The sequence below is a fragment of the Massilia sp. DJPM01 genome, from assembly GCF_030348125.1.
Lineage (GTDB): Bacteria > Pseudomonadota > Gammaproteobacteria > Burkholderiales > Burkholderiaceae_D > Telluria_A > Telluria_A frigida.
On the sequence record NZ_JAQOZV010000010.1, the window covers coordinates 76,554 to 89,011 of the forward strand.

Consider the following 12,458-nt stretch of genomic DNA (forward strand, 5'->3'; position numbering starts at 1 on the left):
GCAATCTGCGTGCACGGGAGCGGCACAGGACCGCTTACCCTCTTTTTCTACAAAAAAGTGAAGCACCTCAATCTAATTAACAGAAGAACATGAGCACTCCAACCTTCACCCCAGTCATTGATTACCTGCGCAGTTCCGCGCAGGAACATCCCGATCGTCCTGCATTCGTTGATCCTGACGCCATCAGTTATGGACAGTTCTACCAGGCCGTGCGCCAGCGCGCTGCCCATTTTGCGCGCCATGGAACACAGCCTGGCGACCGCGTCGCCATCTGGCTGCCGAAATGCCAGGACTATGCCTTGTCGCTCTATGCGGCGATGGAAATCGGCGCCGTCTATGTGCCGCTGGACGGCACCCAGCCGGCCGAACGCGCAAGGAAAATCCTGGACAGCGCCGAACCGACGGTGCTGGTCACGGATGCCGCACATTTCCGTGCGCTGGACGGATGGCAGCGCGATACGCTGAAACTGGTGCTGATCGTGGATGATGTGCCTGGCGATGATGCGCCGCCTGGTCGCACTGCGATCATGAAGCTTGCCGCAATACAGCCGTCGGTCGAACTGCCGCCACCATTCGCCGCCGCTGTGGACGATCTCGCCGCCATCCTGTTTACCTCCGGCTCCACCGGCGTGCCGAAAGGCGTGCAGATCAGCTACGGTAACCTGCACAGTTTCATCGCCTGGGCACTGGCGGAATTCAAGATGACGCCGCACGACGTCGTCGCCAACCATGCCGGTTTTCATTTCGACCTGAGCACCTTCGATTACTTCGCCGCTGCTGCGGTCGGCGCTGCGGTATGGATCGTGCGCGAGGACGAGCAGCGCGATCTGGCGGCGCTGATCGCCGGCATCCGGCGCCACCAGGTCAGCGTCTGGTACAGCGTGCCGTCGGCACTCGCGCTGCTCGCTGGCAGCGGCGAGCTGACATCCGAGGTGACCGCATCGTTGCGCCATGTGCTGTTCGCCGGCGAGGTATTCCCGATACGGCAACTGCAGGCATTGAAATCCTGCCTGCCTGCGGCATGCGCGCTGTATAACCTGTACGGCCCGACCGAGACCAACGTCTGCCTGTACTACCACGTGCGCGACGCTGACATTGCGCGCGACAAGCCAGTCTATATCGGCAGCACGCTGCCCGGCGTGATTGCGGAAATTGTCGACGCGGACGGGCAGCCGGTCAGCGGCGAAGGTGCGATCGGCGAACTGGTCGTTTCTGGCGCGTGCGTGACGCCTGGCTACTGGCGCCGGCAGGAAGCGGCCAATCACGCCAACCACCTGCACCGGCGCCATGCCACAGGCGACCTGGTCGGCATCGAGAACGGCTTCCTGTACTACCACGGCCGCAAGGACCGCATGCTCAAGCTCAACGGCAACCGTATCGAGCTGGGCGAAATCGAAGCGGTGCTGGGCGCGATGCCGGGTATCGCAGAAGTCGCGGTGGTGGCGCAGTGCGCGGGGGATACCCAACACCTCGTTGCCTGTTACACGCTGCGGCATGCCGGCGAACGACTTGGCGTGCTCGATATCAAGAGCTACTGCAGCGCCCGGCTTCCGCGCTACATGATCCCCAGGCTTGCCCGGCAACTGGAAGCATTGCCGAAGAATGCGAATGGCAAGATCGACTACCGCGCGCTGGAGCAACTGACTCGCGGCAGCAGCGACAGCGCAGCCATGCCGCATGCGGACCAGCGCAACGAGATCGTCAGCGCCGATGCATAAGCCGCCCGATTTCGAGCCGATCGCGATCGTCGGCATCGGTTGCCTGTATCCACAGGCGCGCGGCAAGGAGGCGTTCTGGCGCCAGCTGCAGGCGGGGACGTCTCACTTTGCGCCGCTGCCGCTGGCACGTTACTGGGATACTGACAGCAACGTGCGCGAACAGTTGCAAGGATGGCACGGCGCCTTTTTCGACGAGATGGAAGTCGATTTCAAGCGCTTCCGCATTCCGCCGGCCTACCGCAAATCGGTATCGCACATGATGTTGATGCTGTTGCAGGTGGCGGACGAGTGCGTGCGCGATGCCGGGTATGACAAGCGCGATCTGGCGCGCGATGACGTGGCCGTCATGTGCGGCACCTGCTTCGGCTTCGACAGTACCATCGCCAACGCATTGAAGGTGGAAGGCGTGCGCCTGGCGCATGAACTTGCTGGCAGCGCCGATCAATTTTCGCTCCTGAAGGAGACATTGCGCGAGCGCTTCGGTTCCTCCTCGCATGACCGGGTCGGCGAAATGGCAAGCAGCATTCCGGCGCGCATTGCATCCTTCCTGTCGCTGCGTGGTCCGGTGCAGGCAATGGAATGCGCGGATGCGACCGGCTACGCGCTGCTGGAGGCGGCCAGCCTGTCGCTTCACAGCGGCCAGAGCAGGGCAGTCATCGTCGCCAGCGGACAACGCATCGAGAGCCTTCTGACGCCGTTGGCACTGGCAAGAAAGGGTTTTACCGGCGCCTGCGGCGGCCACCCTTTTGCGCAGGACGGAGCAGGCACGCCCATGGGCGAAGGCGCCACCGCGCTGCTGCTCAAACGCTGGTCCGATGCGCGACGCGACAACGACCGCATCTACAGCGTGCTGCGCGGCATGGGTGCGGCAAGGCAGGACGTGCCGGGGGCATTGGCGTATGCCGTTGATGGCAGGGCGGCGTTCCATGTGATCAATGAAGCTTGTGCACAGGCGGACGTGACGGCGGCGGCACAACAGTATATCGACTGCGTGCTGCCCGGCATCGGCAGCCAGGCGCCGCAGTTGTTGAGCGTCTTGAGCGATGCCTGTGCGCAAGGCAAGCAGCGGCCGCTGCAGGTTGGCGCCAGTGTCGCCACCTTCGGTCATACCTTTGCCAATGCGGCACTGGCCGCGGTAGCAGGCAGCAGCCTGGCGTTGCACGAAAAAACCTTGCCGCAGATGCGCAGCTCGGCAGCGCTGCATGCGCGTGCCGGTATGGCGTATCCCGCTGCTGCGATTGCCTGGCCTGGCGACGCGCCGCAGCTTGCCGGCGTCTTTGGCAGCAGCCTGACCGGCGTGCAATGGCATCTGGTGCTGTCGGCACCCGACAGTGCCAGTCATGCATTGTCGTCCGCTATGCCGCCTGCGCAAGAACAGCAGGAAGCGATTGCGATCGTCGGTATCGGCGGTGCCTTCGGTCCCTGCAGCAATAGCGCCGACTTCGCGCAGCGCCTGTTCGACGGCCTTGATGCAGTGCAGCCGCTGCCGGAAAGCGTGCTGCCGCGCTCCGCCTATTTTGGCGAAGGCGAGGCCGGTTTGCTGTCCAGCTATGCGCAATACGGCGCTGACCTCAAGCAGCGCGAGCAGTACGATGCCGGTCTTGCCGCATATAAAATATTCCCGAAGCGCGCTGCCGGGCTGGATATCGCGCAAAAGCTGACCCTGCATGTCGCCGCCGAAGCCCTGGCCGATTTCGGCCTGGCGCACAAGCGCGGCAAGCTCGGCCGCACCGCGGTGATGGTCGCCTCCAATCTCAGCCTGGGCCGCGAGCGCGAACTCGCGTGCCGGCTGCACGCGCCTGAACTGGCGCGCACCTTGGGAAGCGTGCCCGCTGCCGCTACGGCGGACCACGGCATCGATCATTTCACGCTGGACGGCTACCTTGCCAGCGGCAGTGCGGCACTGGTGTCGGCCTGCTTCGGCCTTGGCGCGATGCCGGTCGCGGTGGAAGCGGCCTGCGCGTCGTCACTGGCAGCGTTCAACAATGCGGTGCTGGCCTTGCGTCGGCATCGCTACGACCTGGTGCTGGCCGGCGGCGTCGAATTGCCGGCCAACCTGCGCGATCTGGTGCTCTGTTCCTCGCAAATGATGCTGTCGCAGCAAAGGATAGCGCCGTTTGCCGAGCATGCCGACGGCTTCTCGCCGGGCGATGGCGCGGCGCTGTTCGTGCTCAAGCGGCTCAGCGATGCGCTGCGCGACGGCGACCGTATCCATGCGACGATCACCGGTGTTGGCGGCTCCACCGATGCAGTGTCGATGACCGCGCCCGATCCGGACGGGCAGGCGCTGGCGATGCGCCGCGCCTTCGCGCAGGCCGGCTATGCGCCAGCGAGCGTGCAGTACGTCGAAGCGCACGGTACCGGCACGCGCCTGGGCGATCTGGCGGAACTGACGTCGATCGGCAGCGTGTACGGCGGCGCGCGCGCAGTGCCGCTGCGCATCGGTTCGGTCAAATCCAACATCGGTCATACCTTCGCCGCCGCCGGCGCCGCCGGCTTGCTGAAAACGCTGCTCGCCTTGCAGCGGCATGCGCTGCCGGCCACCTTGCTGCGCCGCCGGATCGATCCGCTGTTGCCGCTGGCGGGCATCCCGGCCGAACTGGTGACCGCCAACACGCGCTGGGATGCGATCGACGGCCGCCGGCGCGCGGCGGTCAGTTCCTTCGGCACCGGCGGCATCAATTACCACCTGCTGCTGCAAGCAGATAGCAGCGTTCACTAACCACGGGAGTCTCACATGCAATCCATCGTCCATAAAATCCGCCTGCTTGACATCGGCCATGCGCAGGCTTTCGAAAACTGGGTACTGGACACCGACTATGCGACCTGTCCGGAATTGCCGAGTGTGCGCAGTTTCGACGTGTACCGGGTCAGTAGCGCGCCTGATGCGCCGTTCCACTATATCGAGGTAATCAAGGTGAGCAGCAACGAGGCATTCGAGCGCGACATGGGCAGCGCGAGCTTCGCGCGGCTGGTGGAAGGCTTTTCCACGATGGCGGAAGTGGTGGAGGAAGTGGCCGGCACGCGGCTCGGCGCCGGTTACCGGGCGCCTGCATGAGCGGCATTGCCGCAATCATGTTGCCGCGGACGGAAACGGCTTGCATAGTGGGCATCGGTGACTGCGTTGTCAGCGCAGTGTCGGTCGACGCGGTAGCGCGGCGCGAACATGATCATGTTTACCTCGCACGCATGTTTGGCAATACCGAGCGCGAGCGGCTGCACGGATTGCGGCTGGCCAAGCGGCGCCGCGAATGGATGGCCGGGCGCGTCGCCGCCAAGGCCGCATTGCAGCAGCTGCATGCGCAGGCCGGTGCCGAATCGCCGTTGCATGCGCTGGTCATCGGCAACAGCAGTGCCGAACACAATCGCGGCCAGCCGGAGGCAGCCGGTGGCCATGTCAGCATCAGCCATTCGCAAGGATATGCGGTGGCTGCGGCCAGTGCTTATCCGGTCGGCATCGATATAGAGCGTGTGCGGCCGTTTCCGGATGCGGCACGCGAGATGGCATTTACTGCGCATGAATTGCGCGTCAGCGCCGGCGGCGGCGATGCCGCCTGTACTGCGGTCTGGGCCTTCAAGGAAGCCTTCATGAAGGCACACGGGAAAAGCATATTCGGCTGGTTTGCCGACCTCGAGCTGGAAGCAATCGGCTGCGACGGCAGCTTCTCATGGCGCGTGTCGCCGCGCCTGGTGGCACAGTTGCCGAGCAGCCAAGGATCGCAGCTGAGCGGCTACGGCGGGCTGATCGGCGATTACGCGCTGGCGCTGGTAGGACAGTGCGTGTCACACGGGCACGGGTAAGGGACGTTGATGGAATTTGAAGAAAACCTGCTACAAGCAGTCGACATTGCGCGCCAGGCGCCGTCGTCGCACAACTGCCAGCCATGGAAGCTGGTGCACATCGAAGACAGGCGGATGCGGGCGCAACTTTTGCCGGCACATGCTTGGCCGGAGCACGCGCAGTTGCTGCTGCTGGGCATCGATCGCAAGCGTACCTTGAGAGCATTACCCAGTCTTGCGCTGGAAATGCAGCTCAGTTGCGGCATGTTCCTCGGCTTGTTGAGCGCGGCCTTCGATGCGCTGGGCTTTCACTGCAACTGGCACTGGCTGGATATGCGCGATACGCAGGCCCTGCAAGCGCTGGAACAAGGGCATGGCTGCCGGGGCCTGGTGTTGCTTGCTGTGCAGCCGCAGCGCGTTCCAGATGCCACGGCATTAGCCGGGTTGCAAGACAGCGTCCGGCAGCGCCGTACGCATCGCGCGCCGTTTGCCGAGGGCGGTTGCAGTGACATGGTGCTCGCGCAATTGCTGGAACGGCACTGGCCGCAACAGCTGACCGGGGACCAACTGCATATCCGGGTGGAACGCAGCCCGGCTTTCATTGCCCCTGCCGCCGGTTTGGTACGGCAGTTCGCGGCGCTGGACTTCTCCAGCTACCGCGCATGGAAGGAAACCTACCGCTACCTGCATTTCGATCCGCGCAAGCCGGCCGAGGACGGGTTTTATCTGCATAGCCTGATGGGACCGATGTCGCCGCTGCGTACGCGCATCATGCAATGTGTGCTGGCGCCGGCGGTCATGCAAGTGCTGCGCATCGTGCGCGTGCCGCATACCATGGCGGGGCAACTGGCGGCGCTGGTAAAAGACTCAGCGCAACTGCTGTTGTGTAGCCTGCCGTCGGACGATGTTGCATCGACGGTGATGGTCCAGGCCGGCGCGCGCCTGATGGAAGTATGGCTGAACGCGCAGCGGCTCGGACTTGCGCTGCACCCGCTCAGCGTGATGCTGCAGCACGACCGGGCGCGCGGCCAATTGCAGCGCCTGGCCGGCGGCGACCGGCGCATCGTTTTCTTCGCGCGCCTCGGTGCGATCAGGCAGCGGCACGGCGAATGCCTGCGTAGGCCGCTTGCCGCCATCATTGAAACCCACGGCGAGACAGTCTGATCCTCCCGCCATCAGTCAGCGATAAGCCCGCGGCGTTATGTGCCGATGAGTAGCTGTGTCGCCTTGCCCGTCCCACGGGTTGGTCGCAAGCACCCGCTTCAGCTCGCCCGATCTGCCGAAGCAAGGAGAGAAGAATTCGATACAAGGTACGATGAGTTTGGCCCCGTCCGGCAGTGCGAATTCAAGGAGCGAGTTCCTGCCTTTTTCGAGAAGCAGCGGATGTTGTGCGGGCGTAATTATCGCTTCCGTACCAGCGATGCGGCGTTCAGTCCTAAGGACACCGTCTCCGCCAAAATTCTGTCCGGCTTGCTTCCGGACTGACAAAAAACCCGCAGCGCTCTTCATGAGACTGCGGGTTTTTTGTTTCCCATGTCCAGTCCTGGCTTATTTCGTCCGATTTCTGGTGCGACGCGTGGAACCGCTGCGAGGACGCATGGCGACACGCCGCTCCGGCTGCGCTGACGCATCTCAATCGACAATCAGGAGGAAACCATGTTGAGCCGTATTCTCGGGTTGGTGGCTGTTGCGGTCGGTGGAACCTTGCTGGCCAAGCAAATCCAAAAGTCTGGCGGCAAGGGCAGTCAATCGCGTGTCAGTATCGATGTCGATCTTCCGGTGCGCACTGTCTACGATCAGTTCACGCAGTTCGAGCAATTTCCACAGTTTATGGAAAGCGTGCATGAAGTGCGCCAGCTCGACGACAAGCGCCTGCACTGGAAGGCGGACGTGTTCGGCAAGGTCATCGAGTGGGATGCCGACATCACCGAGCAGGTCCCGGACAAAAATATCGCCTGGGGCAGCACTTCCGGCACGCCGAACGGCGGCACGGTGACGTTCAAGGAACTGCCGGGCGGGCGCACCAATGTCACGCTTGCGCTGTACTACGACCCGCAAGACGCGCTGGAAACCCTGGGCGATATGGCCGGGGCCGTCCGCATGCAGGCGCGCGCCAACCTGCAACGCTTCAAGGACATGCTGGAGCAGCGCGGCAGCGCAACGGGCGCGTGGCGCGGCACCATATCGAAAGAGAATGGGGCAGGGCCGATGCACTGAGCGATTTTTCGGTCCGCTTCGTCTGCCCGCTTCGTCCCCGGCCCGTCGCGCCGTGGATCAAACACGACGCCCTGTGCGCGGCCGGCCGGACGCCGGGCGAAACCGGTCTGTTGCGCCCGGCGCGCCCTGGCTATTTACGGATGCGCCGCAATCACCTGCGCCACCGCCGCCGTCAGCCGTTTTCCGTACGGCACATGCAGGAACTCGTTCGGCCCGTGCGCATTGCTCTTCGGTCCCAACACGCCGCACACCATCATCTGTGCTTTCGGAAAGCTCTTTTGCAGCAAGCCCATCAGTGGAATGGTGCCACCTTCGCCCAGATAGCCGACCGGCGTGCCGAAATGGCTCTCGCTGGCCGCGTTGACGGCGCTGGACAGCCACGGGCTCAGCTCCGGCGTATTCCAGCCGCTGGCGCCGTACGAACCCGGCGTGCCATCCGGTACAAAGGACACGCGCGCATTGTAGGGCGCGTTATCTTCCAGCAAGGCCTTGAGTTGAAGCGCGGCGGCATTGCCGTCGAGCAGAGGCGGAATGCGCAGCGACAGCTTGAAGGCGGAGCAGGGCCGCAGCACATTGCCGGCATTGGCGAACTCTGGAAAGCCTTGCGCGCCCACCACCGACAAAGTCGGCCGCCAGGTGCGGTTCAAGATCGCTTCGAGCGGATCGGTCGTGACCGGCAGCACCGAGCCGCCATCGGCGCCGCAGGCCCACGGCATGCGCTTGTACACTTCTTCCTTGAGGATGGCGGCGGTCGCCTTCGCTTCCTCGATACGCACGTGCGGAATTTCGCAATGGAAGCTTTCCGGCAGCAAGCGCCCGGTCTTGGCGTCTTCGAGGCGGTCCAGCAGATGGCGCAGGATGCGGAAACTCGACGGCACCACGCCCGAATGGGCGCCCGAGTGGATGCCTTCGGTCAGCACTTCCACCTTGAGCGTGCCCGATACCATGCCGCGCAGCGAGGTGGTCAGCCACAACTGGTCGTAGTTGCCGGCACCCGAATCCAGGCATACCACCAGCGACACCTGGCCCAGGCGGTCGCCCAGCATCTCCAGGTAAGGCGGCAGGTCGTACGAGCCGCTTTCTTCGCAGGTTTCGATCAGGCCCACGCAGCGCGGGCGCGGAATGTTCTGGCGGTCCAGCGCCATGATGGCCGTGAGCGAGGCATACACGGCGTAGCCGTCATCGGCGCCGCCGCGTCCGTACAGCTTGCCGTCCTCGTACTTGGGCGTCCACGGACCCAGGTCGCCGCGCCAGCCGTCGAATTCCGGCTGCTTGTCGAGGTGGCCATAGATCAGGATGGTATCGTTGGAAGCGGCTTTGGTGGCCGGCAACTCGAAGAAAATGACGGGCGAGCGATTCGGCGCGCGCAGCACTTCGAGTTTCAGCCCCGGAATCTTTTTGCTCCTGATCCACTCCTCGGCATCGCGCACGACCCGGTCGAGATAGCCGTTGGCTTCCCACTGGGCATCGAAGGCGGGGCTTTTGGCCGGCACGGCGATGTACGACACCAGGGCCGGAACGATTTCTTCATCCCAGACGCGGTCGGCAAAGGCCGCGAGTTCGCTTTGGGAGAGCGTGCCGCTGGTGGGCGACGAAGTAGGGTGGGTCATGGCGGTTCTCTCTTGATCAGAATAGTGTATTTTACTGTAGCACTTCATTCGGTGGGGCAGGGCGGGCCATGCACGTCGCCGTTCAGCCGGTACCGTCAGCTACGTAGCCGGATTCAGGCGTATTATCTGGATATGAATCAAGCGGCAAGCATCACTTCACCACTGACCAAGGAGAACAAGCATGGCTGGAAAGAAGATTTTGTTTCTGACGGGCGATTTTGCGGAAGATTACGAGACCATGGTGCCGTTCCAGGCGCTGCACATGGTCGGCCACACCGTGCACGCGGTCTGTCCCGGCAAGAAAGCGGGCGACAAGATCAAGACCGCGATCCACGATTTCGAGGGCGACCAGACCTACACCGAAAAACCCGGCCATCTGTTCGCGCTCAACGCCAGCTTCGATGAGGCCGACGAAAGCAACTACGATGCCTTGATGATCGCTGGCGGCCGCGCCCCGGAATACCTGCGCCTGAACGAACGGGTGATCGAACTGGTCAGGCAGTTCGCGAAGGCCAACAAGCCGATTGCGGCGGTTTGCCATGGCGCGCAATTGCTGGCGGCCGCCGATGTGATTCGCGGCAAGCGCATTTCCGCCTATCCCGCCTGTTCGCCGGAAGTGCGCATGGCGGGTGGCGAGTACGCGCAGATCGAGGTCGACCAGGCCGTCACGGACGGCAACTTCGTCACGGCCCCGGCATGGCCGGCGCACCCGCAGTGGCTGGCGCAGTTCCTCACGCTGCTCGGTACCGAGATCAAGCTCTGACCGGCGGCGATTGATCACCTCAACGCGGCGGCGATGGCCCGGGATCGATCCATCCGCGCCATTGCCCTTGAACGCCGCGACTCAGAATGTGAACGACTTCACCAGCGTCAGTTCGCCGATGCTGCGCATGGGCAGCACGAACTCGTCGCGTTTCTCGCGCGGCGTGTTTTCGTTGTACACCAGCGTCACGCGCGCGGTGATCATCTGCATCTGGCGCTTGCTTTCGTCGAAGTGATAACCGTTTGCGCCCAGCTTGCCCCAGTAATTGATGTACACATGGTAGTTCCCGCGCAAGGGTGCGGTCATGGTGAACATTTCCGGACCCGGGCCGTCCACGCTGTCGACGTCCAGCCCGCCGCCGTTGCTCAGTACCGGATGGCCGAAGTAAGCGTGCTGGCCATCGGGCGTGACGATATGCAGGTCGATCTCGGCTTCGGTATCGTCCCAGGCGCAGATGATGCGCAGGCCGGGTAGGGGCCGGCCCGAGCTGGTTTCGTAAAACTGCACGCGCCTGAGCGATTTGCCCTGCGGCGATTTGACTTCCACGCTGTTCGAGCCGGCGCCGAACAGGTAAGGGCGCGCGTAGTGGCCCTGCTCGTCCGTCATCAGGCGCAGGGGATTGCCGTTGACCACCAACTGGTGCGCCTCGCGCTTGCCGGCGGCCGCCGCGATGCGCCCCTTGATCATGCTGCGCTTGCTCTGGGCGCCGCGGTCGATCGGCGAATTGGGATAGGCCACGGTAGCGTCATCGCTTTTGTCGACCAGGCCCGAGCGGTTCCAGCCACCCACCGGGGAGGCAATTTCCGTCGCCATTGCGGGCGGCAGGGCCAAGGCCAGTGCCAAGGCTGCGAGGCACGGCGTCAAGTTCGTTTTCATCAGGGGGCTCCATGCGGTTGGCGCGATTGTAACCGCTCGCCCGGCCAAGGGGACAGGCAAGGCGGGGGAAGCCGGCCGCCCGGAAACGGCGTCATGCGCTGACAGCGGAGTTTGCGGTAACTCGTCCCGCCCGGCACGCCAACGGTCAACATGGTTCCAGGTGCACCCCAGGTGCAATTCCAACGCCGGGCTGGTGCTGCTGCGCCTTGGCGGTGGCGGTACCGACGCGCCGGTGCTGGGGCCGATCCGGACCGGCGCGGCGCTCCCGAACCAGCCGGCAAGGCTCACGCTATCGTTCCGCGACCGCAACGCGTACGACACCCATGCCGCGACGATCGACTGGGGCGATGGCAGCGGCGCGCAATCGGCGCGTGTGCGCGAGAGCCGGGGCAGGGGCGAGGTGAGCGCCGCCCACACCTACGCGGCACAGGGCAGCTACCAGGTCGTCGTGCGGGTGTCCGATTCCGGGGGCAAGGCGTCCCTCGCGCGGCAACTGGTGGCGGTGCCGGGCCAGGACGCGCCATAAGAACAACACCGGCACGCGCGCCGCGCCAGCCTGCGCCACGATTGCCTTTGTATTATTGTTGATTCGAGAGTAAGCTTGGTTTTCACATCAAGCAATGCGCGGCAGGTTTTCAAGCACGTAACAAGCTGATACGACAGCTCGGCGTCGGGTAGGGGTAGAGGCAGGTTAATGACATTTACCATACTAACTGGAGAGCATGTACATGAATATCAATCCATTCGATTTGTCGGTTTCCGATTTTGTGGCGCAGTCGGCCAAGTGGTGCGCGGAGTTCAATATCCAGGAAGACTATCCCTACGATCTCAAGGTGGAGATCGCCGACCGTGCCCTGTTCGATATCGGTACCGATAAATACGAGCAGATCGCCGCCGAAGCCGAGGATTGGATTGAACATGAACGTACCCGCCTGGGCGAAGCGCTGCCGACGTTCACCACGCACGCCGATTACATCGTACGCACCGAGCAGTGGCGCAACGAGTTCAATATTCCCAAATACCTGCCGTACACGGAGCAGGTGCGCATCGCCGATGAAGTGATGCGCACCATCGACCGCTCCAAATATGCCGGCATGCTATCGGCGGCGGAAGAATGGAGTGCCAAGGAAAGCGCCAACCTGGAGGCCGAAGCGCCGTTCGACGGCTGGAAAGAACAGATCCGGCGCCAGCTGCTGCAGATCCAGCAAGGCAAATACCTGATGATCTATGTGCCGTATGGAGCGAGCAACTACACGATCGAGCAGGGGACCCTGACCAGCGTCGACTGGAATAATGGCACCGTGCTGCTGCACAGTACCGTGTATAACCGCGATAACACGGTGGCGATCGATAACATCCAGAGCATCGACGAAAGCCGCAGCGGGTCGGGCGCACTCGGTTCGGTGCAGACGGCCGATCTGCGGCTGGTCGGCAACGACTGGTATCGCGGCAACACCAAGCTGTAACAGGGCCGCGCCTGACGAGGCCAGCCGC

11 protein-coding genes are annotated in these 12,458 nt (G+C 63.5%); 9 read left to right on the forward strand and 2 right to left on the reverse strand.

The window, feature by feature from the left end:
- The first annotated feature begins 89 nt into the window (after window positions 1-89).
- The 6 genes from PO883_RS09330 to PO883_RS09355 all read left to right on the forward strand — a co-directional run bounded on the left by PO883_RS09330 (window position 90) and on the right by PO883_RS09355 (window position 7,715).
- Window positions 90-1,718, forward strand: a complete 1,629-nt coding sequence (locus tag PO883_RS09330) for a D-alanine--poly(phosphoribitol) ligase (RefSeq protein WP_289309507.1) — start codon at window positions 90-92, stop codon at window positions 1,716-1,718.
- Window positions 1,711-4,440 (forward strand): polyketide synthase, encoded by a 2,730-nt coding sequence (locus PO883_RS09335; RefSeq protein WP_289309508.1) that lies wholly within the window; start codon window positions 1,711-1,713, stop codon window positions 4,438-4,440. Before PO883_RS09330 ends, PO883_RS09335 begins: the two co-directional genes overlap by 8 nt.
- 15 nt (window positions 4,441-4,455) lie before the next feature.
- Window positions 4,456-4,776 carry a hypothetical protein gene (locus PO883_RS09340; protein ID WP_289309509.1) on the forward strand — a complete coding sequence of 107 codons (321 nt, stop codon included), beginning with the start codon at window positions 4,456-4,458 and terminating at the stop codon, window positions 4,774-4,776.
- Window positions 4,773-5,519 carry a 4'-phosphopantetheinyl transferase superfamily protein gene (locus PO883_RS09345; RefSeq protein ID WP_289309510.1) on the forward strand — a complete coding sequence of 249 codons (747 nt, stop codon included), beginning with the start codon at window positions 4,773-4,775 and terminating at the stop codon, window positions 5,517-5,519. Before PO883_RS09340 ends, PO883_RS09345 begins: the two co-directional genes overlap by 4 nt.
- Before the next feature lie 9 nt (window positions 5,520-5,528).
- A complete protein-coding gene (locus tag PO883_RS09350) occupies window positions 5,529-6,662 on the forward strand; it encodes a nitroreductase family protein (protein ID WP_289309511.1) in 1,134 nt (377 codons plus the stop codon).
- A 492-nt stretch (window positions 6,663-7,154) separates the two neighbouring features.
- On the forward strand, window positions 7,155-7,715 hold the full coding sequence (locus tag PO883_RS09355) for an SRPBCC family protein (protein ID WP_289309512.1): 561 nt from the start codon (window positions 7,155-7,157) through the stop codon (window positions 7,713-7,715).
- Window positions 7,716-7,849: 134 nt separating this feature from the next.
- On the opposite strand, the gene PO883_RS09360 is transcribed toward PO883_RS09355, so the two are convergent.
- On the reverse strand, window positions 7,850-9,325 hold the full coding sequence (locus PO883_RS09360) for a M20 family metallopeptidase (RefSeq protein ID WP_289309513.1): 1,476 nt from the start codon (window positions 9,323-9,325) through the stop codon (window positions 7,850-7,852).
- A gap of 181 nt (window positions 9,326-9,506) precedes the next feature.
- Between PO883_RS09360 and PO883_RS09365 the strand changes: the two genes are divergently transcribed.
- Window positions 9,507-10,088, forward strand: coding sequence for a DJ-1/PfpI family protein (locus PO883_RS09365; RefSeq protein ID WP_167086728.1), 582 nt, complete (start codon window positions 9,507-9,509; stop codon window positions 10,086-10,088).
- A gap of 81 nt (window positions 10,089-10,169) precedes the next feature.
- On the opposite strand, the gene PO883_RS09370 is transcribed toward PO883_RS09365, so the two are convergent.
- On the reverse strand, window positions 10,170-10,964 hold the full coding sequence (locus tag PO883_RS09370; RefSeq protein ID WP_289309514.1) for a YfaP family protein: 795 nt from the start codon (window positions 10,962-10,964) through the stop codon (window positions 10,170-10,172).
- Window positions 10,965-11,124: 160 nt separating this feature from the next.
- On the opposite strand from PO883_RS09370, the gene PO883_RS09375 reads away from it, so the two are divergent.
- Both PO883_RS09375 and PO883_RS09380 read left to right on the forward strand, forming a co-directional pair.
- Window positions 11,125-11,490, forward strand: coding sequence for a PKD domain-containing protein (locus PO883_RS09375; RefSeq protein WP_289309515.1), 366 nt, complete (start codon window positions 11,125-11,127; stop codon window positions 11,488-11,490).
- 202 nt (window positions 11,491-11,692) lie between these two features.
- The gene (locus tag PO883_RS09380; protein WP_289309516.1) at window positions 11,693-12,430 is read left to right on the forward strand and encodes a hypothetical protein; all 738 of its coding nucleotides are present in this window, start codon (window positions 11,693-11,695) and stop codon (window positions 12,428-12,430) included.
- Window positions 12,431-12,458 lie beyond the last annotated feature (28 nt).

Excerpts from the sequence above, each read along its gene's own strand:
- PO883_RS09330 (WP_289309507.1), top strand. The coding sequence starts at position 90 with ATGAGCACTCCAACCTTCACCCCAGTCATTGATTACCTGCGCAGTTCC.
- PO883_RS09335 (WP_289309508.1), top strand. The coding sequence starts at position 1,711 with ATGCATAAGCCGCCCGATTTCGAGCCGATCGCGATCGTCGGCATCGGT.
- PO883_RS09340 (WP_289309509.1), top strand. The coding sequence starts at position 4,456 with ATGCAATCCATCGTCCATAAAATCCGCCTGCTTGACATCGGCCATGCG.
- PO883_RS09345 (WP_289309510.1), top strand. The coding sequence starts at position 4,773 with ATGAGCGGCATTGCCGCAATCATGTTGCCGCGGACGGAAACGGCTTGC.
- PO883_RS09350 (WP_289309511.1), top strand. The coding sequence starts at position 5,529 with ATGGAATTTGAAGAAAACCTGCTACAAGCAGTCGACATTGCGCGCCAG.
- PO883_RS09355 (WP_289309512.1), top strand. The coding sequence starts at position 7,155 with ATGTTGAGCCGTATTCTCGGGTTGGTGGCTGTTGCGGTCGGTGGAACC.
- PO883_RS09360 (WP_289309513.1), bottom strand. The coding sequence starts at position 9,325 with ATGACCCACCCTACTTCGTCGCCCACCAGCGGCACGCTCTCCCAAAGC.
- PO883_RS09365 (WP_167086728.1), top strand. The coding sequence starts at position 9,507 with ATGGCTGGAAAGAAGATTTTGTTTCTGACGGGCGATTTTGCGGAAGAT.
- PO883_RS09370 (WP_289309514.1), bottom strand. The coding sequence starts at position 10,964 with ATGAAAACGAACTTGACGCCGTGCCTCGCAGCCTTGGCACTGGCCTTG.
- PO883_RS09380 (WP_289309516.1), top strand. The coding sequence starts at position 11,693 with ATGAATATCAATCCATTCGATTTGTCGGTTTCCGATTTTGTGGCGCAG.